Below are 23,989 nucleotides of genomic sequence, written 5' to 3' on the forward strand. Positions count from 1 at the left end.
AGCACACGGCCGCCCTTCCTCCGAGCGAAGGGCTGCGCATGTCCGACGTGCGACCCGTCCTCACGTTCACCGTCCGACCTCCGCGCGCGCTGGTGCGCATGGCCGGCGCGCTCGACCTCGACCACCGTGACCACCTCAGCGACGTGCTCACGTGCCTGCGGCTGCGCGGGTGCGTCGTGGTGGAGCTCGACGCGCACCAGGTCGACGTCATCGCCCCCGGCTGCCTCGACGTGCTGCGCGACGAGGCCCGGGCACTGGTCCAGCGGGGCGGGGAGCTGCGTCTCGTCGCGGCCTCGGCGGCCTTCCTCGAGACCGCGCGGCTGGCCGGGTACGACGACGTCCCCGGATTCTCGCCCGGGCCGGCACCGCCGGACGGGGCGCGCCCGCGGGGCGCCTCGGCGTAGGTCGAGCGGGGATCGCACGACGGGCGGCGGGTACTGCCGCGACATGGAGCTCCAGACGATCGATGGCGAGCCGGACCCGCACGCGGCGGAGGTCGCCCAGCACGCAGTGGACGCCACCGCGACGGCGTACACGAGGTCTCCGGACATCGACGTGGAGCAGGAGCTGCTCGCACAGCTGCGCGACCGCGGCCTCGCGCCCAGCGACACCACGCTGCAGGAGCTTGCGACGGCGATCCGCTCCGGCCACCGGGTGCAGGTGGACCGGCGCGACGGCCCCGTCGGCTGAGCCGGCCCGCCGCGGTCGGTGCGTGACCGGCCACGGCCGGGCGCGACCTCAGCTCCGGCTCTTCCGCGTCTCCCGACGGTTCGCCTTCTTGATCGCCTCGACCAGCTCGTCCTTGTTCATGCGCGAGCGGCCGGTGACGTCGAGCTTCCGGGCCAGGTCCATGAGGTGGGCCTTGGTGGCGTTCGCGTCGACCCCCTCCGACGTCTTCCCGCCCTTGCGCGCCGCCGCGCCGGACTTCGCGGCCTGCTTGTCGGAGGGACCCTTCTCGTCCTTGGCCTCCCAGTGGTCGCCCACCTTCTCGAAGGAGTGCTTGAGGGCGGCGAAGGCGGTGCGGTGGGCGCGCTCGCCCTCGCCGTACTCCTCCACGGCCGAGTCGTGTGCCTCGATCCAGGTGCGCTGCGCCTTCTTCGGCGAGCGCTCCAGCGTCGACGGCAGCTCCTGCTTGCCGGGCATGGGTCACCTCCGGTGTGCGATCAACGGGTGAACGGGCGTGCGTCATCAGGTACCCGTTCCGGGCCTGAGTCATCCAGCAGCGACGGGGTACCGAGTCCGGACCACCACTTCCGACAGGAAAGGAACGGCCATGGCCACAGGAGAGACCGGATTCGACGACGTCACCTACGACCTGGTGTCCGTGCAGTACCACTCGCTCAAGGCCGGGCACGACTACGGCCAGTACGTCCGGGACGCCGAGAACGCGGGGCGCGACGACATCGCCCAGTTCTTCCGGGACGTGATGGAGGAGGACACCCGCAGGGCGCACCGCTGCCACGAGCTGCTCCGCGACCTCGGCGGGACGGACAACACCAGCCCCCAGGGCGACACCAGCGGAGGCAGCGACCCCAACGCCTCCTGACCGCACGGAGGCTGCCTCACGCACCGCCGCCCGCCGAGCGGTGCGTGAGGCAGGTTTCGCCGTCCCGGAACCTGTCTCACTCACCGCTCGTCCGCCGAGCGGTGCGTGAGGCAGGTTTCGGCGTACTGGAACCTGCGTCACTCACCGCTCCCCCGTCGAGCGGTGCGTGAGGCAGGTTTCGCCGTCCCGGAACCTGCCTCACTCACCGCTCCCCCGCAGCGCCGGTGCGTGAGGCAGGTTTCGCCGTTCTGAAATCTGTCCCACTCACCGCCGGCGCAGCGGTCTGTCCACGGTTTGTCCATGCTTTTCGTTTTTCGGCTGTTCGCGGCACCCTCCGGGCGTACATGGTTTGTCCACGCTTACATCGAGCGGCGACACGTTCGACCGAACCTGAGGAGAAGCCGTGGCCACCACCGTTGCCCCCCTGCGCACTGCGCAGGCCCCCGCACGATCCGCGCACCCCGTGTCGGCCGAGCGCAGGGAGCGGGCGCGACGTACGGACGTCGTCACTGCCGGGCTGCGCGAGCGCACCACCGCAGCCGAGCGCAGCACCCTGGTCCACGAGCTCATCGAGGCCAACATCGCCATGGCACGCACGATGGCGGCCCGCTACCGCAACCGCGGCATCGACCTCGACGACCTCGAGCAGGTCGCGCTGGTCGGCCTCACCAAGGCCGCGCAGCGCTTCGACGCCGCAGCGGGGCACGACTTCCTGTCGTACGCCGTGCCGACGATCCGCGGCGAGCTGCGCCGCCACTTCCGCGACTCGGGGTGGATGATCCGCGTGCCGCGACGGGTGCAGGAGCTGCAGGTCCGCCTCGGGACGGCGCAGGACGAGCTGCACGCGCAGCTGGGCCGCTCACCCCGGCCCAGCGAGCTGGCGGCCCACCTGGACGTCGAGCTGGACGAAGTGGTGGAGGCCCTGTCGGCCGACGGCTGCTTCCGGCCGACCTCGATCGACAGCCACGCCGGAGAGGGACAGGGGACGCTCGCGGACCTCCTCGGCTGGGACGACCGGGGGATCGCCTCGCTCGAGGCGCGCCTCGTGCTCGACACGGCAATCAGCCGGCTCTCGGAGCGCGAGCGCCGGATCCTGCAGTGGCGCTTCATCGACGAGCGGACCCAGCAGGAGATCGCCGACCGCGTGGGGCTCACCCAGGCGCAGGTGTCCCGGATCCTCACCCGCATCCTGGCGCGGCTGCGCGCCGACCTGACGGAACCGGTCCCCGCAGCCTGACGCCGGTCGGGCCCGCCGCCGTCGGCTCGACGCGATGGTGCCCCGAGACCCGATGGACGATCCCGGTGGCCGCCGGCACCCGCGCCCCGCGCGGCCGGCGGCAACGATCGGCGCTCCTCGCCTCCGCGTGAACCGGCGGAACGTGGGTACGGGTGCGCAGGACGTCTGGCAATCGCGAGTGCCTGACGCCCCAGGCCCGGGCGCTCAAGACACGGGCGTCCGGGCCGCCCCTCGCCCGGCCCCCCGTTCCGCCCTGAGCGGAACCGCTGGAGGGGGACGGGAGACGGCCGCTAGGTTCGGCGCATGGGCGAGATCCTGCGGTTGCCGGCACAGCAGACCCGCCCGGCGGCGCCCGAGCCCCTGTGGCGCGAGCTCGTCGGTCGCGAGCTGCACCGCGAACGGACCCGCCGCGAGGAGCGGCTGGTCGACGTGGCCGAGCGTGCCGGGGTGTCGGTGCAGTACCTCTCCGAGGTCGAGCGCGGTCTCAAGGACCCGTCGTCGGAGATGCTGCAGGCCATCGCCGGGGCTCTCGACCTGGACGTCCGCGAGCTGGCCGGTCGCGCCAGTCGCCCCGACGCGCTCTGCCTCGCCGCCTGACCCACGGGCACCGGCCCACCACGGCACCCGGCCTCGACGGCACCCGGCATCCCGGCGGCGATTCCGCCGCGGCGGCTCAGCCGAGGGCCGACGCCTGCTCGGTGAGGACCGTGTCGACGATGCCGTAGTCCACCGCGGCCTCGCCGGGCAGCACGAGCGTGCGGTCGGTGTCCTGCCGGATCTGCTCGGCCGTCCTGCCGGTGTGCTGCGCGAGCACCTCCTCGAGCAGCAGGCGCACCCGCGCCACCTCCTCGGCCTCGAGGATGAGGTCGGGCACGGTCCCGCGACCCTGGGTCGCCGGCTGGTGCAGCACCACCCGGCCGTGCGGCAGGATCGCCCGCCTCCCGGGGGCTCCGCCCGCGAGCAGCACGGCCGCGGTCCACGCCGCCTGGCCCACGCACACCGTCTCCACCGGCGGCCGGACGAACTGCATGGCGTCGTAGACGGCCAGCATCGCGGTGATCGAGCCGCCGGGCGAGTTGATGTAGAGGCTGATGGGCCGATCGGCGTTCTCGGAGGCGAGGTGCAGCACCTGCGCGATCACCGCGTTGGCCACGCCGTCGTCGATCTCGGTGCCGAGGTAGACGATCCGCTCGGACAGCAGCCGCGAGTACAGGTCGAGGGTGCGCTCGCCCCGCGGCGTCTGCTGGACGACGTACGGGATGGTGTAGCCGCTCATCGCACACCTCCGAGCCCCGCCGGGCGCCGGCGGGCCGGCGTCACGTGGTCGACGGTGCTGATCACCCGGTCGACGAAGCCGTAGGCCTCGGCCTCGCGCGCGCTGAACCAGCGGTCGCGCCGCGAGTCGCGCTCGACGGTCTCCCGGCTCTGGCCGGTGTGCCGGCTGATGAGCCCCAGCACGGTGTCGCGGGTGTGTCGCAGGTCGGCGGCCTGGATCTCGATGTCGACCGCCGTGCCGCCGATGCCCGCGGAGCCCTGGTGGAGCAGGACGCGGGCGTGCGGCAGGGCGTACCTCTTGCCGGGCGTGCCGGCGGACAGCAGGAACTGGCCCGCGCTGGCCGCCATGCCCATGGCGAGGGTGCTGACGTCGTTCGGGATGAGGGTCATGACGTCGTGGATGGCGAGCATCGAGGAGACCGACCCGCCCGGGGAGTTGATCCAGAGGCTGATGTCCGCCTCCGGGTCCTCGGCGGAGAGCAGCAGGAGCTGGTGCATCAGGCGGTTGCCGTTCCCCTCGCCCAGCTCCTCCCCCAGGACGACGATCCGCTGGTGCATCAGGCGCCGGACGAGCTCGTCCTCGATGCGCTCGGACGTGGTGGTGATGGTCATGGCTCCACCCTGGCCCGGCAGCGGCTCCCGCCACAGGAAGATCCGCTCCGGGCGGATCCGCCGCGGGCAGAACGCGCCGGACCGCATGGCGGCGACGGGACCGGGTACGTCGCCGTGTGGAACCCATCCCGGAGACGCTGGAGGCGCTCGACGAGCTGCGGCTCGATCCCGACGACGAGGACCTCGCCGAACGGCTCACCGCGACCGCGGACCGGGCACGCGAGGTGGCCCCCGGCCTGGTCGGGGTGAGCATCGCCGCCCGCGACGCCGGCGTCACCTTCACCCTGGTGGCCACCGACGAGGAGATCGCGACCCTCGACGCCGTGCAGTACGTCGGCAGCGGTCCGTGCGTCGAGGCCATCGACCTCGACCAGGGTGTCTCGACCTCACCCGAGGGCCTGCTCAGCGAGGAGAGGTGGCAGGACTTCGCCCGCGCCAGTGCCGCTGCGGGCGTGCACAGCACCCTGACGCTTCCCGTCGTCCGGGACGACGAGGTGGTCGCGACGGTCAACCTCTACGGCGGGGCGCCGGACACCTTCGAGGACCGGCACGAGGAGCTGGCCGACGTGTTCGCCGCGTGGGCGCCGGGCGCGGTGACCAACGCCGACCTGTCCTTCTCCACGCGCGCCGCCGCCGAGGAGGCGCCCGAGCGGCTCGAGGAGTCGTTGGTCCTCGACCAGGCGACCGGCATCATCGCCGAGCAGCGCGGGATCACACCCGAGGAGGCACGCGAGCAGCTGGAGGACGCGGCGCGCCGAGCGGGGATCCGCGTCTCGGTGCTCGCCCACGTCGTCATCGGGCTGCACCTCGACGACTGAGGGCGCGGGTCGTCACATGGTGACGGCGACGGCCCCGGAGGACGGGCCTCCGGCGCCGGCCGGCGCCGCGATGGCGATGTCGGAGGCCGCCTCGTCGTCCCGTCGCTTGGCCACGAGGGGCAGCTGGCGCGTCCGGACGATCTCGCTGGCGACGTCGACCAGCTTGCGGTTGGCGTTCGACGAGACCCGGCGCAGGTAGTCGAAGGACTGGTCCTCGGTCATGTCCAGGCGCTCCATCAAGATGCCCTGGGCCCGCCCGATCATCGTCCGGTTCTGCAGGGCCATGCCCAGCTGGTCGATCTCCCGACCGGCCGACATGATCACGGAGAGGTGGCCCGCGACCGCCTGTCCGACGGCGAGGTCGTCGGCGTCGAAGCCGTCGACCGAGCGGGCGTACAGGCTCAGCGCGCCGTAGGAGACCCGGTCGGTGTAGACGAGCAACGACATCATCGACCGGACCCCCAGGTCGCGGTGCACGCGCGGAGCCCACTGGGGCCACCGGCGCTCGGTCATCAGGTCGGTGCTGATGAGCGTGTCCTGGTCGCGCAGGACGTCGAGGCACGGTCCCTCGCCGAGCTGGTACTGCAGGTCGTTGGCGCGGCGCACGACGTCGTCGCTGCCGACCTTGGTGACCACCCCGGCCCGGGAGTTGATCGTGATGCCGGCGTGGTCGCAGCGGTTGACCAGCGTGACCGCGCTGTCGACCCCGATCTGCAGCCGGGCCGCCTCGTCCGGCGCGGCGGCCAGCGCCTGCGCAAGCTGGGTGAACCCGCTCACCAGCTCTCGTGCGTCGCCCATGTCCCCTGCTCCTCCACCACGTGTCCGCTCGCGCCTCGCCGGTGTCTCGACAGGGTCGCGGGCCACCCTACCGGTCCGCGCGCGCGGTCCGGCGGTGCGGCGGAGCCGGAGAAGTCAGTCGGGCGGCTCGACCGGCACGCCGGCGTCGCCCGCGAGCACGTCGGAGAGGGCGTCGTGCAGCCGCGACGGGGCAGCGACCCCGGACAGGGGGCAGGGCAGCCGCGCCTCGAGCTCGTCGAGCCGCGCCCGCGCCTGCACGGGACCGGCGGTCGCCGAGCGCCGGACGTCGTCGGCCGTCACAGGCGGGCGAGGAGTCGAGCCACCTCGCGCCTCACGGCGCCGGCGACGGCGACGGCCGAAGCCGCCCGCTGCGGCTCGACGGCCGAGAGCTCGCGACGCAGCTCCGCCGGGGTGGGACGCCGACCGTGGACGCGGATGAAGTGGTGAACGGCGCAGTGCTCGTCGGGAGTCAGGCCGGGGACGATGTGAACGGGTTCTGCTCGGCGCATGACGGCGCCTTCCACGCGGAGATGGCGACGCCGCTGCTCGACGTCGAGCCCCCGGTACCCCGTCCGCGCCGCTTCACGCGCGGACCGCACGCAGCCCCGCCGGACGTGCCGACCGACGGTGCACAGGCCCCCTCGGCGCCGCCGTGCAGGGCACCCGTCGGCAGCGCCACCGCCGCGCTCGGCCGCGCGTCTCACCGTCGCGACGTATCGTCGAAGGGGTGACGCCGACGACGCCGACCACCCTCACCCTCGACGACCGATTCGCGCGGGAGCTCCCCGAGCTCGCGCTGCCGTGGCGGGCGGACGAGGTGCCCGACCCGCGGCTGCTGGTCCTCAACGACTCGCTGGCCGACGACCTCGGCCTCGACCGCGACTGGCTGCGCGGCACGGAGGGCGTCGGACTGCTGACCGGCACCCGGCTGCCCGAGGGGACGACCTCGGTCGCGCAGGCCTACGCCGGCCACCAGTTCGGCGGGTACTCCCCCCGGCTCGGCGACGGGCGCGCCCTGCTGCTCGGCGAGCTCGTCGACCGGTCGGGCAGGCCGCGCGACCTGCACCTCAAGGGCTCCGGCCGGACGCCGTTCTCGCGCGGCGGCGACGGACTGGCGGCCGTGGGCCCCATGCTGCGCGAGTACGTCGTCAGCGAGGCCATGCACGCCCTCGGCATCCCCACCACCCGGTCCCTGGCCGTCGTCGCCACCGGGCGGCAGGTGTACCGGGAGGAGGTCCTGCCCGGCGCCGTGCTGGCGAGGGTCGCCAGCAGCCACCTGCGCGTGGGCAGCTTCCAGTACGCCCGCTCCACCGGGGACACCGACCTGCTCCGCCGGCTCGCCGACCACGCCATCGCCCGGCACCACCCGGCCGCGGCCGAGGCCGACCAGCCCCACCTCGCGCTCTTCGAGGCGGTCGTGGCGGCCCAGGCCTCCCTCGTCGCCTCCTGGATGCTCGTGGGCTTCGTGCACGGCGTGATGAACACCGACAACACGACGATCAGCGGCGAGACCATCGACTACGGTCCGTGTGCCTTCATGGAGGCGTTCGACCCGGCGACGGTCTACAGCTCCATCGACACCGGCGGCCGCTACGCGTACGGCAACCAGCCGCTCGTGGCGGAGTGGAACCTGGCCCGCTTCGCCGAGGCACTGCTGCCGCTCCTCGCCGAGGAGGAGGACGAGGCGGTGGCCCTGGCCAGCGAGTCCCTGGGCGCCTTCCGCACGCAGTACTCCGCCGCCTGGTCGCGGGGCATGCGCGCCAAGCTGGGTCTCCCCGACGGCCTCGCCGACGACGTGGCCGCCGGGATCGTCGGCGACCTGGTCCAGCTGGCGCAGGACAACCACGTCGACCACACGACGTTCTTCCGCCACCTCGGAGCAGCCGCTCGCGGCGACGCCGAGCCGGCACGGGGACTCGTCCTCGACCTGGCCGGGTTCGACGCCTGGGCCGAGCGGTGGCTCGCGGTGGACCCGGCCGCCGAGGTGATGGACCGCGTGAACCCGGTCTACGTGCCGCGCAACCACCTCGTCGAGGAGAGCCTCGCGGCCGCCACCGCCGGCGACCTCGAGCCGCTGGAGCGGCTGCTCGACGTCCTGTCCGCGCCCTACGACGTACGCCCGGGCGCGGAGCGCTACGCCGAGCCCGCCCCCGAGTCCTTCGGTGCCTACACGACGTTCTGCGGCACCTGATCCCTCACCGCCGGCGGATCCGCACCGGCCCTCGCGCCGTGGCGAGGTCCACGACGTCGCCGCCCTGCGTGACGTCGACCTCGCCCCGGTCGACCAGCCGTGCCGCGGCGCGGCGGGCGGGCTCCATCAGCTCCCGCCACGAGTCCGCCTCCGCGACCGCGCGGGCGGCCTCGGACGGGCAGATGGTCGCCCCCGGCGCCCGTCGCGCGAGGAGGTCGAGGATCGCGGCCTCGAGCCGCTGGTCCACGTCGGTGACGTCCCGGTCGGTCACCGGCGTGCCAGCCTGCGTCGCACGCGCCGGACGGGCAGGTCGTCCCACTCCCGCCAGAAGTCGTCCTCGGCTCGCTGCGCCTCCGCGTCCTGGAGGGCGTGGAGGCGGCCGAAGGTGAACCCGTTCTCGCCGTCGAGGTGGGCCCGCACGCCCTGCTCGCGCAGGTACTCCCGGGCGACAGTGGCGTCCTGGTGCCTCCCGAGGGCGCGCTGCACCCGCTTCGCGCCGCGGGCCAGCCGCCGGGCCTTCTTGCCGAGGACGGGGACGGCCACCTCGGCTCCGTAGCGCAGGCGCTTGGCCTTCTTGCGCGCCTCGTGGAGCGACGCGGCCCGGGCGTGCGGCTCCTCGTCCGCGCCCACCTCCGCCACCGCCCGACGCAACCGCTTCGCGTCGCGCCCCACCAGGTCCGGGAGCCGCGACGCCGCCGGCTCGTCCCGATCCGCCACGAACGGAGGCGCCTCGGCGAAGGCGTCGAGCTCGTCGAGCAGGGCGAAGTACCGCTCGTCGTCCAGCGCGGCGACGGCGGCCGCGCGTGCCGTCCTCTCATTCGCCCGCAGGTCCGTCCGGATCCTGGCCGCGACCGGACCCAGAACGAGCTCGGCCGGCTGCTCCGCGACCTGGTCGGCCAGGCGCCTGCCCAGGACCTCCGCGTCGCGGGCCCCGGCCAGGACCTGCCCGAGCCAGCGGAGCTCACCGACGAGGCGGTCCGAGCGGTCGCGCTCGAGCAGCGGCGTGAAGGTCTGGAGCGCCGAGCGGATCCGCCGGGCTGCGACGCGCATCCCGTGGACCGTGTCGGCCTCGTCGGCGCGGAGCCGGCGGTCGTGCTCGTGCAGGTGCGAGGCGAGGTCGAGCAGCCGCCCGACCAGCACCTGCTCGATGGTCGAGTCCCGGTGCACGACGACGCCTCGCGGGGGGTCCGGGGCCAGGTCGGCGAGCGCCCGCCGCAGCGTCGAGGCACCGGGAGACGCCTCCGCGCCGGCGTCGCGCAGGTGCGTCGCCACGAGGTCCAGGAGCGCCGGGCCGTCGTGGGGTCCTCCGGCGGCGAGCCCCACCTGCCACTCCCGCCAGCGCTGCTCCAGCCGGTCACCCACCAGCCGGACCGAGCTGACCTCGTCGTCGCACAGCACCCCGAGGAGGCCACCGGTCTCGTCGCTGATCGGGCGTCGCAGTCGCCGGGTCGTGACGGTCGCGATCGGGACGAGCGGCCGGTTCCGCACCCACGCACGCACGGGGGCCTGGACCGACTTCGGCACGGACTTCGGGACCGAGGCGCTCCTCGCGCCCAGCGGCCAGCGGAGGTCGGTGCGCACGTCGGTCGACACGGGCAGCCTCACGTGCCACCCGGCGTCGTCGCCACCGGTACGCCGGCGCAGCGTCACCCCGCGCCGCGCGAGCGCGAGGTCTGCAGTGTCGAAGTAGACGGCGTCGAGGGCGAGCTCGCTCGCCTGGCCCATCACCAGTCCCGGAGCGGCGCCGGTGAGCGAGGGCAGGATCGCTCCGTCCGGCACCTCGAAGCTCCGCTCGACCTCCTCGGTCCGCTCAGCCGCCATGTCTCCCATGGTGCCCCTGGCGGGGACGCGACGCCCCACCCTCTTGGGTCGGTCGCCCCACCGGTGGCTCAGCCGACGCGGAGCTCGCCCAGCTCGTTCCAGCCGTCCTGGTCGACCTCGGTGCTGACGATGTCCGGGGTCCGGGCCAGGTAGCGCGGCAGCTCCGCCTGCGCGGCCCGGAAGTGGTCGGACCCGACGTGGGCCGCTCCGGCGTCGCCGTCGCGGAACGCCTCGACCAGGACGTACTCGTGCGGGTCGTCGAGGCTGCGCGACCAGTCGAACCACAGGCAGCCCTCCTCCGCACGCGTCGCCTCGGTGAAGGCACGGGAGATCTCCGGCCAGTCGTCGGCGTGCTCGGGCAGCACGGGGAACTTCGCGGTGATGAAGATCAACGTCTCTCCTCGGTGGTGGATGTGCCGGTGTCCGGGTCGGACGGTCCGAGCCTAGGGCCCGGGCGGTCGTCCGACGGGCTGGCTATCGTGGGCCCATGACCGGCCCGGCGCGCCTCGCCCCTCGATGACCCGCACCCGCCGGCTGCTGCTCGTCGTCGACGCCCCGTCGCTGCTGCACCGCAACCACCACGCCCGCTCGCACACCGGCCTGCGGGACCGCTCGGGGCGCCCCATCTGGGCGCTGCACGGGATGCTGCGGCAGATCCTCGAGTCGATCGACTCCTTCGCCCCCGACGCGGTGCTGTTCGGGCTCGACGACCGGACCTCGTCGATCCGTCGCGAGGCCTACCCGGCGTACAAGGCCGGTCGCGCGGAGAAGGACCCGCAGCTCGTCGACCAGCTCGACCGCGCCGGCGCGCTCCTCGACGCGCTGGGCCTGGCGACGCTGACACCGACCGGGCTCGAGGCCGACGACGTCAACGCCTCGGGCGCCACCTGGGCCTCGGCCAACGGCTGGGACTGCGTGATCATCACCTCCGACCGCGACGCCTTCGCGCACATCAGCCGCCACACCCGGGTGCTGCGCCTCATCGACGGCGGCATCCACGGCTCGCCGATGCTCGACCCCGCCCGGCTGTTCACCATGTACGGCGTCCGTCCCTCCAACTACCTGGCCTTCGCCGCCCTGCGGGGCGACGCCAGCGACAACCTGCCCGGCGTGCAGGGCATTGGCGAGAAGACCGCGGCCATCCTGCTCGACGTCGCCGGCTCGATGGACGCCGTGTGGGCCGACGTCGACCACCAGGAGGGTCGCTCGCTCCTCGCCGCCCTCGACGACTGGTCGGCCGAGACGGGTGGCCGCCGCGTCGGCGCCACCGTCGTGCGCCGACTGCTGGCGCCGGGCGCCCGCGAGCGCTACGAGTTCAACGTGCAGATGATGGCCGGCCGCGACGACCTCGACCTCGGCCTGACCCCGGACGTCCCCGGGTCGCGCGGACTGCTCCCGCTGGACCTCGACCGCGTGACGCGGGTCGTCGGCTTCCTCGACAACGACTTCACCACCGACTTCGCGGTGCGGGTGCTGACCAGCGCGCCGGCGTCAGGCTGAGTCCCTGCTGTTGGGGTCCGCGAGCGCGTCGTCCAGCCGGGCCCGCAGCTCCTGCACCTCGTCCTCGAGCTCCAGCACGCGGGCGATGCCCGCCAGGTTCAGGCCGTCGGCCAGCAGGTCGCGGATCCTCTCGAGGCGGGCCACGTCGTCCGCGCTGTAGAGGCGCGTGCCGCCCGCTGTGCGGTCGGGCGTGAGCAGCCCGCGCCGTTCGTAGACCCGCAGGTTCTGGATCTCCATCGAGACCATCGAGGCCGCGACGGAGATGGCGTACACGCCGTGGTCGCTGGCTGTCACTCGCACCTCCTCCGACGAAATTTCCGAGCCGCTCGGCTTGATCTTGCCTCATCCATTGGCTATAAGAAACCTATAACAGCAACTACAGGTCGTGGACCAGAGGTCCACCCGGCAGAACCAGGAGGAGACGACATGCTGCTTCGCAACACCGACCCGTTCCGTGACCTCGACCGGCTCGCCCAGCAGCTCATGGGCACGACCAACCGTCCCGCGGTGATGCCGATGGACGCCTGGCGCGAGGGAGACCGCTTCGTCATCGAGTTCGACCTGCCGGGCGTCACCCCCGACAGCATCGACCTCGACGTCGAGCGCAACGTGCTGACCGTGCGTGCCGAGCGCGTCGCCCGCAACGGCGACTGGGAGGCACTGGCCGCCGAGCGGCCGAGGGGCGCGTTCAGCCGCCAGCTGGTGCTGGGCGACAACCTCGACCTCGAGCGCATCGACGCCTCCTACGAGCACGGTGTGCTGCGCCTGGTCGTCCCGGTCGCCGAGAGGGCCAAGCCCCGCAAGATCGAGATCACGCAGTCCGGTTCCAGCCGGACCGGGGACCACGCCGAGCTGACGGCCTGATCCCCCTCCCCTCGCGGGGTCGCAGCCCTTGCGCAGTGCGCTGCGACCCCGCGATCGCGGTCCTCCCGCGGCACGGCAGGTGTCGCCGGCCGGGCCGCTGCGGCCATCGGCGAAGATGGCTGCATGAGCACGTCTCAGGCCCACGTCTACGCCGCGGTGCGCACGCCCTTCGGACGCTTCGGCGGGGCGCTGGCGACGTCCCGGCCCGACGACCTGGCGGCCGGGGTGCTCCGGGCGGCGCTCGAGCGCACGCGGCTCGACGCAGCCGAGGTCGACGAGGTGGTGCTCGGCAACGCCAACGGAGCCGGTGAGGACAACCGCAACGTCGCGCGGATGGCCGCCCTGCTCGCCGGGCTCCCGGTGTCGGTGCCCGGCACGTCGGTCAACCGGCTCTGCGGGTCGTCCCTCGACGCCGCCATGGCCGGCTCGCGCACCATCGAGACCGGTGACGCCGACATCGTCCTGACCGGCGGCGTCGAGTCCATGACCCGTGCCCCCTGGGTGCTGCCGAAGGCCGAGCGGGCGTTCCCGGCGGGCAACGCCGAGCTGGTCTCCACCACCCTCGGCTGGCGCCTGGTGAACCCGCGCATGCGGGCCGAGTGGACCGTCTCCCTCGGCGAGGCCAACGAGCAGCTCTGCGAGGCGTACGACGTCTCCCGCGACCGGCAGGACGCCTTCGCCGTGCGCTCGCACCGGCTGGCCCACGAGGCGTGGGAGGCGGGGTTCTACGACGACCTCGTCGTGCCCGTCGACGGCGTCGACCTGGCCCGCGACGAGGGGATCCGTCCCGACGCCACGGCCGCGTCGCTGGCCGGCCTCCGGCCGTCGTTCCGACCGGACGGGACCATCACCGCGGGCAACGCCTCCCCGCTCAGCGACGGCGCGTCCGCGGTGCTGCTCGGCTCGGCCGGAGCGGCCGACCGCATCGGGCGCGAGCCGCTGGCGCGCATCGCCGGGCGCGGCACGCACGCCGTCGAGCCGCACCGGTTCGGCTACGCCCCTGTCGAGGCCGCCGACAAGGCACTCGCCCGGGCGGGCATCACGTGGTCCGACGTCGGGGTCGTCGAGCTCAACGAGGCGTTCGCGGTCCAGTCGCTCGTCTGCGTCGACGCGTGGCTGGAGCGCGGGCTGTCCGACCCCGAGGTCGTCAACACGCGAGGCGGCGCGATCGCCCTCGGCCACCCGCTGGGCGCCTCGGGCGGTCGCGTCCTCGGCACCCTCGCGGAGGCCATGCGCGCCGACGGCCACCGCTGGGGCGTCGCCGCCATCTGCATCGGTGTCGGTCAGGGACTGGCCGTGGTGCTCGAGAACGAGGCCGCGGCGGGGTAGTTGGCCGTCAGCGACCCCCGGCGCGGCCGACCACCGCGGGGACGATGGCCGCGGGGACGACGACCGCCGTCAGGACGTCTCCGCTCCTCGCGGATCCGTCTGCTGGCGGAGGTCGAGCCGCAACCGGCGGGCGGCGAGGTCCACCGCCGGACCGAGGAGCAGGATGACCGCGAGCGTGCCCACCCCCACCGTCGCCCCGAGCAGCCACCCGGCCAGCGCTCCCCCTCCCTGCACCGCGCTGTAGCTCCACCGGAACGGCACCGGCGGGTCCCAGGCGAGCGCGGCCGCCTCGGCCGGCCCGGCGCCGGTGTTGCTGCCGAGGTAGAGGGCGATGCCCACCGCCAGCACCGGGAACGCCGCGACCAGGAGGAGCACCTGCCAGACGGTGGCGTCCGGCGTGGGCAGCAGACCCAGCACGACCGAGACCGTCACCCCCACCAGGACGACCTGCACGACGGTGCCGACGCCCGGGCGGACCTTGCGCAGCGCGGCGAGCGCGACGAGGGCGACGCCGACCAGGAGGTTCACGACCCAGAAGGCGGCACCGGTCCTGCGCGTGAGCCCGTTGACGAACGTGGAGTAGCCGTCGGACCCGAGGTCGGCGGCTAGGAGGAGGGCCACCCCTGTGCCGAGGACGACACACCCGAGGAGGAGCAGGACCGTACGACGCGGGCTGGGGATCACGGCGTCAGCATGGCAGCCGGGACCGGCCGGCTCGTCGTCGACGCGGCCCGTCGTACCGCCGGAGCGGGCCTGCGGGGCACGATTGTCGAGTCGTTCACCGGACGTCCACCTGCCGGACTCCGAACCGGTCGGGCGGCGTACGAGAGTCGTCGGTGCATCCATCCCCCCTCACTCGGCACGGAGAAACGATGACCGACACCACCCCGCGGCCCCTCCTCCCCCTCCTCCCCATGGCGGGCCGCACCCACGGCAACCGGAGTGCGGTGACCTGCCACCTCCGGTGCGGCGACGCCTGCTCCGTGGCCGCTCCCAACACCACCGACACGTCCTACTTCCGCGACGTCGCCGCGCAGGCCCTGAGCCGCCGCACCGTCGTGGGCGCCGGGCTCACCGTCACCGCCCTCGGTGCGGTCTCGGCCTCCCCCGCGGCCGCGGGCCGGGCGACCGGGCACGGCAACGGCAACGGGCACGGCGGACACGGTCACCACCTCGACCTCGAGTTCGACGCGATCGCGCCCGCGCCGGTCACCGTCGACGACGTGACCGTCCCCGCCGGCTACGACTGGCGGACGATCATCCGCTGGGGCGACCCGATCCTGCGGGGCGCGCCCACCTTCGACGCCGCCCACCAGACGCCCGAGGCGCAGGCCGGCCAGTTCGGCTACAACAACGACTACCTCGACATCATCGAGACCAACCGCCAGGGCACCAGGGCGCTGCTGGTGTGCAACCACGAGTACACCAACGAGAACATCATGTTCCCGCCCGGCACCGACCCGGCCACCGTCATCCGCACCGCGTGGGCCGCCCACGGCATGTCGGTCGTCGAGCTCAGGCGCCGCCGCCGCGGCGACGCCTGGACCTACGTCCCGGGCGCCCGCCTCAACCGGCGGATCACCCTCGACACCCCGTTCGCCGTGGACGGCCCCGCCGCCGGCTCCGACCTGCTCAAGACCGCGGCCGACCCGACGGGCACCCGCGTGCTGGGCACGATGAACAACTGCGCCGGCGGGACGACCCCGTGGGGCACGGTGCTCTCGGGCGAGGAGAACTTCAACCAGTACTTCCGCGCCTCCGGCACCGACCCCCGCGAGGCCCGCTACGGCCTCTCCGCGACGCAGGACTCGCGCAACTGGCGCTCGCTCGACCCGCGGTGGGACGCCACCACACCGGAGTTCGCCAACGAGCCCAACCGCTTCGGCTGGATCGTGGAGGTCGACCCCTCCGACCCGCGGTCGACCCCGGTGAAGCACACCGCGATGGGCCGCTTCAAGCACGAGGGCGCGAACGTCATCGTCAACCGCGACGGACACGTCGTGGCCTACATGGGCGACGACGAGCGCTTCGACTACCTCTACCGCTTCGTCTCCCGCGACCGCATGCGCAGCGGCGACAGCCGGTCGGACCGCCGGCACAACAAGACGCTCCTCAGCGAGGGCGACCTCTCGGTGGCGCGCTTCACCGGCGACGGTCTCGGGGACGGCGTCAGCGACGGCACCGGCGAGTGGATCCCGCTCACCAAGGACGGACGGTCCATGGTGCCCGGGTTCACCATCGAGGAGGTGCTGGTCTACACGCGCCTCGCAGCCGACACGGTCATGCCGACCAAGATGGACCGCCCCGAGGACGTGGAGCCGAGCATGCACAACGGCCGCGTCTACGTCGCCTGCACCAACAACACCGACCGCGGCAAGGCCGGCAAGGAGGGCCCGACCGAGCCCAACCCGCGCCCCCTCAACAAGGACGGGCACGTCGTCGAGATCACGCCGACGAACGGCGACCACACCCGCTCGACCTTCACCTGGAACCTGTTCCTGATCTGCGGTGACGCCGCCTCGGCCGGCACCTACTTCGGCGGCTGGACCGGCCCCGTGTCGCCCATCTCCTGCCCCGACAACGTCGCCTTCGACAGCGAGGGCAACCTCTGGGTCTCCACCGACGGCCAGCCCAGCGCGATCAAGGTCAGCGACGGCCTCTTCAAGGTCCCGGTCGAGGGCCCCGAGCGCGGCCACGTCCAGCAGTTCCTCGCGGTGCCCTCGGGCGCCGAGACGTGCGGTCCGGTCATCCACGACCGCGACGGCTCGGTCTTCGTCGCCGTCCAGCACCCCGGCGAGGACGGCAGCTGGGAGGCCCCGCAGTCGCGGTTCCCGGACTTCGTGCCCGCCGGCTCGACCGCCGCCCGCGGCCAGTTCGCCGGCCCGCGCCCGTCGGTCGTCCAGGTCACCCGCGGCTGATCCGACACCCACGCCCGGTGCGGGCCGTCGCCGACGGCCCGCACCGGCGCCTCGCCCTGCACGCAGCACCCGCGAACCAGCGAAGGACCCGCCATGCCCCTGCCCCGCCGTACGGCGCTCGCCACCGTCGCCGCCCTCGTCAGCCCCCTGCTCACCCTGCCCCTGCTCGGCGCACCCGGCCACGCCGACCGGCCCACCGACCGGTCCACCGACCGGCCGTCGGGTCGACCCGCCGAGCGGCCCGCCGACCAGGCCGTGGGCCGCTGGCTGGACGTGCCGACCCTGGTCGGCCGCGCCACCCTCGACGCCGACTTCCTGGCGCCCGGTCCCCCGTCGGGGACCCGGATGACCCCTGCGAACGGACGCAGCGGCCCCTTCCCCGGCCAGGTGGTCCCCGGGTTCTCGGCCATGCTCGACAACGGCGACGGCACCTTCTGGGCCATGCCGGACAACGGCTTCGGCACCAAGGCCAACTCCGCCGACTTCCTGCTGCGGATGTACGAGGCGCGCCCCGACTTCGAAGGGGCCGACGGCGGTGAGGGCACCGTCGACCTGCCCCGCTTCCTCTCCTTCCGCGACCCCGACCACAAGGTCCCCTTCCCCATCGTCAACGAGGCCACCACCGAGCGGCTGCTCACCGGTGCCGACTTCGACATCGAGTCCGTGGTGCGGCTGCGCGACGGCAGCTTCCTCGTCGGTGAGGAGTTCGGGCCGTTCGTGCTCCACTTCGACCGCACCGGCAAGCTGCTGGCAGCACCGGTGCCGCTGCCGGGCGTGCAGTCGCCCCAGCACCCCGGTCTCGCCGGCGCCCGACCGACCCTGCCCGCCAGCAAGGGCTTCGAGGCGATGGCCTTCGACGGCTCGCGCTACGCCTACCCCGTCCTCGAGGGCGCCCTGGTCGACGAGCCCGACCAGCGCGTCCGCGAGATCCACCAGCTCGACACCCGCACGATGCGCTACACCGGGCGCACGTGGGACTACCGCACCGTCGAGGCCGCCAACCTCGTCGGCGACGCGTTCATGGTCGGCCGCGACCGCATGCTCGTGCTGGAGCGCGACAACTTCGGCGGCGCCCAGGCGGTCACCAAGCGCGTCGTCGAGGTCGACCTCGGCCGCACCGAGCCCGGTGGCCACCTCGTCGCCGAGCCGGTGCTCGACCTGCTGGAGATTGCGAACCCCGACGGCATCGGCGCCGGCGACGGCTACGGCACGGGCGACCCGTTCTCGTTCCCGTTCGTCTCCGACGAGACGATCGTGCAGCTGCGCGACGGCAGCTTCGTGCTCACCAACGACAACAACTTCCCCGGCGACGACGCCCGGGTCGACGGCGAGCCCGACGACATCGAGATCATCCACGTCGACCTGCGCCGCCAGCGGGTCCGCGACGGCGGTCCGGTCGTCTTCGCCCACCGCGGCGCGTCCGGCTACCGCCCCGAGCACACCATCGCCGCCTACGAGCTGGCCGCGCAGCAGTGCGCCGACTTCGTCGAGCCGGACCTGGTGATGACGAAGGACGGCGTGCTCGTGGCCCGCCACGAGCCGGAGATCGGCGGGACGACCGACGTCGCCGCGCGTCCGGAGTTTGCCGAGCGCCGCACCACCAAGCAGGTCGACGGTCGCGCGGTGACCGGCTGGTTCGTCGAGGACTTCACCCTCGCCGAGCTCAAGACCCTGCGGGCCGAGGAGCGCCTGCCACAGCTGCGCCCGGGCAACACGGCCTGGGACGGCCTCTACCAGGTGCCGACGCTCGACGAGGTCCTCACCTTCGCCCGGCGCACCGAGACGTGCGACGGCGAGCCGCTCGGCGTCATCCCCGAGATCAAGCACAGCACCTACCTGGCGCAGGCGGGCCTGCCGGCGGAGCGACCCCTGCTCGAGGCACTGCACCGCAACGGCGTACGCCCCGGGGACACACCGGTCGTCATCCAGAGCTTCGAGGTCTCCAACCTCCGTGCGCTCGACCCGATGACCCGCTTCGAGCTCGTCCAGCTCGTCGACTGCTCCGGCGCGCCCTACGACCAGGTCGCGGCCGGCACCGGCGTCACGTACGCCGACCTGGTCACCCGCCGGGGCATGCGGACGGTGGCCCGCTACGCCGACAGCGTCGGGATGTGCAAGGACGTGATGATCCCCCGGCTGCCCGACGGTAGGCTGGGTCGCCCCACCGACGCCATCGACAACGCCCACGAGGCCGGCCTCACCGTCACCGGCTGGACGTTCCGCCGCGAGAACTCCTTCCTGCCGCTGCAGTTCCGCTCGTCCACCGACCCGGCGGCCCCCGGCGACCTGGCCGGCGAGATCCGCGCGTTCCTCCGGGCCGGCATGGACGACGTCTTCACCGACAACCCCGACGTCGGCGCCCAGGTGGCGGCGGACTGGGGCGACCGTGCCCGGCGCTCGTCGTAGGTTGTCCAGGTCCCCTGAGGAACCGCTCGGAAAGGTCCTTCCATGACGTCACGCACCCGCACGACCCCCGCCGGCCGGGCCGCGCTCGCCGCGACCCTCGCCGCGACCGTCGCCATGTCCCTCGCGATGTCCCTCGTCGCGACCCTCACCACCGCGAGCCTCGCCGCCGCGCCGCCGACGTCGTCCGTCGGCGACCGCGACCGGCACCCGGCCGGCCGCGGACACGGTGGCGCGCCCCACGACCGCGCGCCGGTGCTCCGGTTCGCCACGTTCAACGCCTCGCTCAACCGGGGCACGGCCGGTGAGCTCGTCCGCGACCTCTCCACCCCGGGCCACCGGCAGGCTGCCGCGGCAGCGGAGACCATCCAGCGCACCGGGGCCGACGTGCTGCTGATCAACGAGTTCGACCACGACGAGGCCGGGCGCGCGGCCGAGCTGTTCCGCGACAACTACCTCGCGGTGGGGCAGAACGGCGCCGCCCCCATCGACTACCCCTACTACTACGTCGCGCCGTCCAACACCGGCGTCCCGAGCGGATTCGACCTGAACAACGACGGCCAGGTCGGCCGGCCCGGCACCCAGGCGGGCGGTGACGACTCGCTGGGCTTCGGCCTCTTCCCCGGCCAGTACGGCATGGTCGTCTACTCCAGGTACCCGATCCTCACCGACGAGGTCCGCACCTTCCAGCGCTTCCTGTGGAAGGACATGCCCGGCGCGCTGCTCCCCGACGACCCGGCGACACCTGCCCCGGCCGACTGGTACTCCCCCGACGAGCTCGACGTCCTCCGGCTCTCGTCGAAGTCCCACTGGGACGTCCCGGTCGCGGTGCCCGGTCGCAAGCCCGTGCACTTCCTGGTGTCGCACCCCACGCCGCCCACGTTCGACGGTGCCGAGGACCGCAACGGCACGCGCAACCACGACGAGATCCGGCTGTGGGCCGACTACGTCAGCGGCGGTCGGCGCGCCGCGTACATCTACGACGACGCGGGACGCCGGGGCGGCCTCGGCAAGGGCCAGGACTTCGTGATCGCGGGCGACCAGAACGCCGACCCGTTCGACGGCGACTCGACCGGCCGGGCTATCCACCAGCTGCTCGACCACCCGCGCATCCAGGACCCCCGCCCCCGGTCCACCGGCGCGGTGGACCAGTCGCGGTCGCAGGCGGGCGCCAACCTCACGCACACCGGACCGGCCGCCGAGGACACCGCCGACTTCGCCGATACGACGCCCGGCAACCTGCGCGCCGACTACGTGCTGCCGAGCCGCAGCCTGCAGGTGCGGGGATCCGGCGTGTACTGGCTGCCGAGCAGCGACCCGCTGTTCCCGCGCCTCGTCGGGGTCTACCCGTTCCCGGTGAGCGACCACCGGCTGGTGTGGGTCGACGTCCGCGCCTCGAAGGGACGCCACCGCTGACCCGGCGCGGGCGCCTCGTCGGCGGCGGTCAGTCGTTGCCGTCGACGAAGCGCCCGTCGGGCGTCACCGGGTTGTCCTCGTTGATGGCCTCCACGGCCTCCGTGAGCTCGGCCTCCTCGAGCGGCGGGCGCCGGTCGAGGTGGATGCCGGCGATCATGCAGCGCACGGAGCCGCCGGCCAGCTCGATCGTGGGGATGTCGACGGCGATGATCTCGCAGGACTCCTCGATCGCGGCCACCTGCTCGGGGCGCAGCGAGCGGCACGCCCGCGCCGACATCGCCATGACGTAGCGCCGCCGACCCTCGGGCGTCCGGCCGCAGAGCTCCACCGCGTTGCCGGCGAACTCCCGGACCTGCTGCTCGGTCAGCTCGATGATCGTGCGGCCGGTCACCGCGAGCCGCTCGCGCACCTGGTCGCGCCGGTGCTTGTCCGGGATCATCTCCAGGGCGATCATCGCGACCTCGGTGCCGATGCAGGCGATGACGTTGGTGTGGTAGACCGGGACGCCGTCGGAGTCGAGCGCGTCGAAGGCCATCGGCTCGTAGTTGAAGTCGGTGCAGAAGCGCTCGAGCACGGTGACGTCGGCGCGGTGGCTGCGAGCGGTGTACGCCACGCGCGACACGTGGTCGAGCACCATGGCCCCGGTGCCCTCCAGGAACACGCCGTCGGGCTCGAGGCCGGAGTAGTCGACGATCGCCTGGACGCGGTACTCCGACTTGAGCATCTCCAGCACGTCCGCGCGGCGCTCGTGCCGGCGGTTCGAGGCGTACATCGGGTAGACGGCGACCGTGCCGCCCGCGTGGGTCGAGACCCAGTTGTTGGGGAACACGCTGTCGGGACGGGTGTGGTCGTCGTCCTCGAACACGTGGACCCGGACGCCGGCCGCGCGGAGGGCCTCGGCCAGCGCGTCCATCTCGGCCAGCGCCTTGGCCGACGTCGCCTCCTGCGACTGGCCGGCGGGCGCGTCGGACTGGAACGCGTTGTCGGCCGCGGTCGCCGGGTTGGGGACGAAGCTGGTCGCGCGGACGAGGATGACGGCGGAAGGGGCCTGAGCACTCACGGGAGGAATGTAGGCCACCGGGAGCGCCGCCCGGAAACCGCGCCGCGCGTCCTCAGGTGGCCGGCGACGGGCCTGTCACGACCTCCGCGAGCAGGCGCGCCACCTCGCCGGGTTCGCGCGCAGCGGCCGACTCGTAGCAGGTCAGCTCGGTCTGGACCCACCCGGGCACGTCGGCCGCGCTCCAGAGACCCGAGGGCACCACGGCGTGCTCCTCGGCCCAGGCGACCACGCGCTCGTTGACCTCGTCGGCCGTGCCGGGGGCGTAGGCCAGGAACGTGGCGATGTGGGGCACCTCCGGGAAGGTCCGGATGCCGTGCTCGTGCAGCGCGCCGGCGAGCTCGACGGCCCAGGAGCGGTAGTCGCCGAACCTCGGCAGGCGCTCGCGCAGCCCCATGAGCCCGCCGACGGCGGCCGTCGTCATCGAGAAGATCGTGCCGCCCATCCGCTGCCGCCACGCCCGCAGCTCGCCGGCAAGGTCCTCCGGGCAGACGACGAGGGCGCCGCTCGAGCCGCCGAGGCCCTTGTAGAGGGAGACGTACATCGAGTCGAACAACGCCGCCGCCTCCGCCAGCGTCCGGTCCCAGTAGGGCACCGACTCCCAGATGCGGGCGCCGTCGGCGTGCAGGGGCACGCCGCGGTCGCGCGCCGCCTCGGACAGCTCCACCAGCTCGTCCCACGTCGGCAGCAGGCACCCGGCGTCGCGCAGCGGCAGCTCCACCATCGCCGCGCCGAGCCGCCCGCCCACCGCCGCGAGCGCAGCCGCCGTGGGCGTCGCACGCCCGGAGGTCAACCACTCCAGCTCCAGGCCCAGCACGCGACGCGGGCCGTCCTGCTCGTGGTGGACCAGGTGCGACAGGTCGGGCAGGGCGACGCGGCGCGACCCGGAGCGGTCGCACCACGCCCGGAGGGCGGCCTGCTGCGCCATGACGCCGCTGGGGAACATCACCGCGGCGGGCTTACCGAGCAGCTCGGCGACCTCGGTCTCCAGCTGCTCGACCGCACCCCGCTCGCCGTAGCGGTCCCAGGCGATGTCGTGCTGCTCGGCGAAGGCGGCGAGGTCGCGAAACATGCCGGCCGGCGTGCCGGGAGCACGCCAGAAGATCGCCTCCGCCGAGGCCGACGCCGCGCGGAGGCGGGCGCCGAGGTCGTCGCTCATGCGCGGGCCGGGCGGGCGGTCAGGCCTGGCGCTTGAACCAGTACGTCGTCTGCGGACCGGGCACCACCTGCACCAGCTCCCAGCCGTTGAGGCCGAGGGTGGAGAGCAGGTCCTCCCACGACTCGGTGCCCTCGACGAGCGCCTCGGGGTCGGCGTTGTAGCCGCCGACCTCCACGTTGCCCTGGTCGTCGACAGTGATCTCGAGGTGCGCCCAAGAAGCCATGGCCCGATCCTGCCATGCCGGTCAACGCCGCCCGCCCGCCGGGCTCAGCGCCAGCACCGGCCCCACAACCCGCGCTCACGGGCCATCGCGCGCCGCTCGGCGCGCCGGTAGGAGGCGGTGCGGCGGAACGGGTCGTCACGGTGGACGTACACCTGCGCACGGCCGCGCAGCACCTGGGCGCGGCCCACGTCCGTGCCGCTGCGGTGCACGTAGCGCAGCAGCCGGCCGTAGCGGTCGCGGTCGGCCTGGCTGGGGTCGGACAGCAGCAGGACCCGTGAGCCGACCGGGGCGAGACCGCGCATGGACCGGCTGGCCTCCGTTCCGCCGCACTCGCGACGGCCGTGGACCTCCGGGGTGTCGATCCCCAGGATCCGGACGTACTCCTCGCTGCCGTCGGGCAACCGCACCACGAGCGTGTCCCCGTCGGTCACGCGGACCACCCGCACGTGCTCGCGCCGCCCCGGCCCGCCGCCGGAGCCGTCGGGATCGGTCGTCGGGGTCGCGACCGGGGTCGTGGGGGCGGCGGTCGGTGTCGGCGTCCCGGCCACCGGCACCGGGGAGGTCGAGCACGGGCACGGGTTGGACTCGCACGCGACACCGTCCCCGTCGGAGTCGAGCCGGTGCGGGTCGCCGGGGCCGGCGGCGGTGAAGAACGCCTGCGCGGCCGCCTGGGTGGCGAAGTCGGCGCAGTCCGCGTCCGCTGCGGTCGCCGGCGGTGCGGTCAGGAGGGAGGCGCCGACGAGGACGAGGACCGAGATCACGAGGCGACGCATGCCGCCAGCCTCGTGCCCCGCCCCCGCCGGCGGGCCCGATCGGGACCGA

Annotated in this window: 28 protein-coding genes; 13 read left to right on the plus strand and 15 right to left on the minus strand. The window is 73.7% G+C overall.

The features are described from left to right. Positions 1 to 38 precede the first annotated feature (38 nt). Both J3P38_RS13020 and J3P38_RS13025 read left to right on the plus strand, forming a co-directional pair. Positions 39 to 404 (plus strand): STAS domain-containing protein, encoded by a 366-nt coding sequence (locus J3P38_RS13020; RefSeq protein ID WP_210503947.1) that lies wholly within the window; start codon positions 39 to 41, stop codon positions 402 to 404. A 43-nt stretch (positions 405 to 447) separates the two neighbouring features. Continuing rightward, positions 448 to 690, plus strand: coding sequence for a hypothetical protein (locus J3P38_RS13025; RefSeq protein WP_210503948.1), 243 nt, complete (start codon positions 448 to 450; stop codon positions 688 to 690). A gap of 48 nt (positions 691 to 738) precedes the next feature. On the opposite strand, the gene J3P38_RS13030 is transcribed toward J3P38_RS13025, so the two are convergent. After that, positions 739 to 1,143 (minus strand): ChaB family protein, encoded by a 405-nt coding sequence (locus tag J3P38_RS13030; RefSeq protein ID WP_210503949.1) that lies wholly within the window; start codon positions 1,141 to 1,143, stop codon positions 739 to 741. 130 nt (positions 1,144 to 1,273) lie between these two features. Here J3P38_RS13030 and J3P38_RS13035 point away from each other — a divergent pair, with 130 nt between their 5' ends. The 3 genes from J3P38_RS13035 (at position 1,274) to J3P38_RS18160 (ending at position 3,380) form a co-directional block, all read left to right on the plus strand. Beyond that, positions 1,274 to 1,546, plus strand: a complete 273-nt coding sequence (locus J3P38_RS13035; protein ID WP_210441415.1) for a ferritin-like domain-containing protein — start codon at positions 1,274 to 1,276, stop codon at positions 1,544 to 1,546. Positions 1,547 to 1,949: 403 nt separating this feature from the next. Beyond that, positions 1,950 to 2,783, plus strand: a complete 834-nt coding sequence (locus J3P38_RS13040) for a SigB/SigF/SigG family RNA polymerase sigma factor (protein WP_210503950.1) — start codon at positions 1,950 to 1,952, stop codon at positions 2,781 to 2,783. Between the two features lie 303 nt (positions 2,784 to 3,086). Then, positions 3,087 to 3,380, plus strand: coding sequence for a helix-turn-helix domain-containing protein (locus tag J3P38_RS18160; RefSeq protein ID WP_210503951.1), 294 nt, complete (start codon positions 3,087 to 3,089; stop codon positions 3,378 to 3,380). Between the two features lie 76 nt (positions 3,381 to 3,456). On the opposite strand, the gene J3P38_RS13050 is transcribed toward J3P38_RS18160, so the two are convergent. Further along, positions 3,457 to 4,059, minus strand: a complete 603-nt coding sequence (locus J3P38_RS13050) for a ClpP family protease (protein WP_210503952.1) — start codon at positions 4,057 to 4,059, stop codon at positions 3,457 to 3,459. Next, positions 4,056 to 4,670, minus strand: a complete 615-nt coding sequence (locus J3P38_RS13055; protein WP_210503953.1) for a ClpP family protease — start codon at positions 4,668 to 4,670, stop codon at positions 4,056 to 4,058. The genes J3P38_RS13050 and J3P38_RS13055 overlap by 4 nt, the downstream gene beginning before the upstream one ends. A 116-nt stretch (positions 4,671 to 4,786) precedes the next feature. On the opposite strand from J3P38_RS13055, the gene J3P38_RS13060 reads away from it, so the two are divergent. Continuing rightward, positions 4,787 to 5,488, plus strand: coding sequence for a GAF and ANTAR domain-containing protein (locus J3P38_RS13060; protein WP_210503954.1), 702 nt, complete (start codon positions 4,787 to 4,789; stop codon positions 5,486 to 5,488). Between the two features lie 12 nt (positions 5,489 to 5,500). Here J3P38_RS13060 and J3P38_RS13065 read toward each other — a convergent pair whose 3' ends face one another. The 3 genes from J3P38_RS13065 to J3P38_RS13075 all read right to left on the minus strand — a co-directional run bounded on the left by J3P38_RS13065 (position 5,501) and on the right by J3P38_RS13075 (position 6,795). Continuing rightward, a complete protein-coding gene (locus J3P38_RS13065; RefSeq protein WP_210503955.1) occupies positions 5,501 to 6,286 on the minus strand; it encodes a GAF and ANTAR domain-containing protein in 786 nt (261 codons plus the stop codon). A gap of 114 nt (positions 6,287 to 6,400) precedes the next feature. Next, on the minus strand, positions 6,401 to 6,586 hold the full coding sequence (locus J3P38_RS13070; protein WP_210503956.1) for a hypothetical protein: 186 nt from the start codon (positions 6,584 to 6,586) through the stop codon (positions 6,401 to 6,403). Next, positions 6,583 to 6,795 (minus strand): hypothetical protein, encoded by a 213-nt coding sequence (locus J3P38_RS13075; protein ID WP_210503957.1) that lies wholly within the window; start codon positions 6,793 to 6,795, stop codon positions 6,583 to 6,585. The genes J3P38_RS13070 and J3P38_RS13075 overlap by 4 nt, the downstream gene beginning before the upstream one ends. Positions 6,796 to 7,013: 218 nt before the next feature. On the opposite strand from J3P38_RS13075, the gene J3P38_RS13080 reads away from it, so the two are divergent. Beyond that, positions 7,014 to 8,477: a protein adenylyltransferase SelO gene (locus J3P38_RS13080; protein WP_210503958.1), complete on the plus strand. Its 1,464-nt coding sequence runs from the start codon at positions 7,014 to 7,016 to the stop codon at positions 8,475 to 8,477. A 4-nt stretch (positions 8,478 to 8,481) separates the two neighbouring features. On the opposite strand, the gene J3P38_RS13085 is transcribed toward J3P38_RS13080, so the two are convergent. The 3 genes from J3P38_RS13085 to J3P38_RS13095 all read right to left on the minus strand — a co-directional run bounded on the left by J3P38_RS13085 (position 8,482) and on the right by J3P38_RS13095 (position 10,690). Further along, positions 8,482 to 8,748, minus strand: coding sequence for a DUF3253 domain-containing protein (locus J3P38_RS13085; RefSeq protein WP_307807899.1), 267 nt, complete (start codon positions 8,746 to 8,748; stop codon positions 8,482 to 8,484). After that, positions 8,745 to 10,298, minus strand: coding sequence for a CYTH and CHAD domain-containing protein (locus J3P38_RS13090; RefSeq protein WP_210503959.1), 1,554 nt, complete (start codon positions 10,296 to 10,298; stop codon positions 8,745 to 8,747). The genes J3P38_RS13085 and J3P38_RS13090 overlap by 4 nt, the downstream gene beginning before the upstream one ends. A gap of 68 nt (positions 10,299 to 10,366) precedes the next feature. Beyond that, positions 10,367 to 10,690 carry a putative quinol monooxygenase gene (locus tag J3P38_RS13095; protein WP_210441428.1) on the minus strand — a complete coding sequence of 108 codons (324 nt, stop codon included), beginning with the start codon at positions 10,688 to 10,690 and terminating at the stop codon, positions 10,367 to 10,369. A 124-nt stretch (positions 10,691 to 10,814) separates the two neighbouring features. Here J3P38_RS13095 and J3P38_RS13100 point away from each other — a divergent pair, with 124 nt between their 5' ends. Then, positions 10,815 to 11,798: a 5'-3' exonuclease gene (locus tag J3P38_RS13100; protein WP_210441429.1), complete on the plus strand. Its 984-nt coding sequence runs from the start codon at positions 10,815 to 10,817 to the stop codon at positions 11,796 to 11,798. Here J3P38_RS13100 and J3P38_RS13105 read toward each other — a convergent pair. Further along, a complete protein-coding gene (locus tag J3P38_RS13105) occupies positions 11,790 to 12,092 on the minus strand; it encodes a MerR family transcriptional regulator (RefSeq protein ID WP_307807900.1) in 303 nt (100 codons plus the stop codon). The two genes, J3P38_RS13100 and J3P38_RS13105, sit on opposite strands and share 9 nt — an antisense overlap. 132 nt (positions 12,093 to 12,224) lie before the next feature. Here J3P38_RS13105 and J3P38_RS13110 point away from each other — a divergent pair, with 132 nt between their 5' ends. Next, on the plus strand, positions 12,225 to 12,662 hold the full coding sequence (locus tag J3P38_RS13110) for an Hsp20/alpha crystallin family protein (protein WP_282594235.1): 438 nt from the start codon (positions 12,225 to 12,227) through the stop codon (positions 12,660 to 12,662). Positions 12,663 to 12,785: 123 nt separating this feature from the next. Then, the gene (locus J3P38_RS13115) at positions 12,786 to 13,991 is read left to right on the plus strand and encodes a thiolase family protein (protein ID WP_210503960.1); all 1,206 of its coding nucleotides are present in this window, start codon (positions 12,786 to 12,788) and stop codon (positions 13,989 to 13,991) included. Between the two features lie 69 nt (positions 13,992 to 14,060). On the opposite strand, the gene J3P38_RS13120 is transcribed toward J3P38_RS13115, so the two are convergent. Then, positions 14,061 to 14,675: a hypothetical protein gene (locus tag J3P38_RS13120; protein WP_210503961.1), complete on the minus strand. Its 615-nt coding sequence runs from the start codon at positions 14,673 to 14,675 to the stop codon at positions 14,061 to 14,063. Positions 14,676 to 14,863: 188 nt separating this feature from the next. On the opposite strand from J3P38_RS13120, the gene J3P38_RS13125 reads away from it, so the two are divergent. The 3 genes from J3P38_RS13125 to J3P38_RS13135 all read left to right on the plus strand — a co-directional run bounded on the left by J3P38_RS13125 (position 14,864) and on the right by J3P38_RS13135 (position 20,728). Beyond that, entirely contained in the window at positions 14,864 to 16,909 is a 2,046-nt protein-coding gene (locus J3P38_RS13125) for a PhoX family protein (RefSeq protein ID WP_210503962.1), read from the plus strand. A 93-nt stretch (positions 16,910 to 17,002) separates the two neighbouring features. Then, positions 17,003 to 19,315 (plus strand): esterase-like activity of phytase family protein, encoded by a 2,313-nt coding sequence (locus J3P38_RS13130; protein ID WP_210503963.1) that lies wholly within the window; start codon positions 17,003 to 17,005, stop codon positions 19,313 to 19,315. A 42-nt stretch (positions 19,316 to 19,357) separates the two neighbouring features. After that, complete coding sequence (locus J3P38_RS13135) at positions 19,358 to 20,728, plus strand: endonuclease/exonuclease/phosphatase family protein (RefSeq protein ID WP_210503964.1); 1,371 nt, start codon at positions 19,358 to 19,360, stop codon at positions 20,726 to 20,728. Positions 20,729 to 20,756: 28 nt separating this feature from the next. Here the strand turns inward: J3P38_RS13135 and ctlX are convergent, their stop codons facing one another. Genes ctlX through J3P38_RS13155 form a run of 4 tightly spaced genes read right to left on the minus strand, consistent with a single transcriptional unit; the run spans position 20,757 to position 23,940 of the window. Further along, positions 20,757 to 21,788 carry a citrulline utilization hydrolase CtlX gene (gene ctlX, locus J3P38_RS13140; protein ID WP_307807901.1) on the minus strand — a complete coding sequence of 344 codons (1,032 nt, stop codon included), beginning with the start codon at positions 21,786 to 21,788 and terminating at the stop codon, positions 20,757 to 20,759. A 52-nt stretch (positions 21,789 to 21,840) separates the two neighbouring features. Further along, the gene (locus J3P38_RS13145) at positions 21,841 to 22,944 is read right to left on the minus strand and encodes a threonine aldolase family protein (protein ID WP_210503966.1); all 1,104 of its coding nucleotides are present in this window, start codon (positions 22,942 to 22,944) and stop codon (positions 21,841 to 21,843) included. Between the two features lie 19 nt (positions 22,945 to 22,963). Continuing rightward, positions 22,964 to 23,167 (minus strand): hypothetical protein, encoded by a 204-nt coding sequence (locus tag J3P38_RS13150; RefSeq protein ID WP_210441675.1) that lies wholly within the window; start codon positions 23,165 to 23,167, stop codon positions 22,964 to 22,966. A 44-nt stretch (positions 23,168 to 23,211) separates the two neighbouring features. After that, positions 23,212 to 23,940: a thermonuclease family protein gene (locus J3P38_RS13155; RefSeq protein WP_210503967.1), complete on the minus strand. Its 729-nt coding sequence runs from the start codon at positions 23,938 to 23,940 to the stop codon at positions 23,212 to 23,214. Between the last annotated feature and the right edge of the window lie 49 nt (positions 23,941 to 23,989).

The sequence above is a fragment of the Nocardioides xinjiangensis genome (assembly GCF_017916455.1).
GTDB classification, from domain to species: domain Bacteria; phylum Actinomycetota; class Actinomycetes; order Propionibacteriales; family Nocardioidaceae; genus Nocardioides; species Nocardioides xinjiangensis.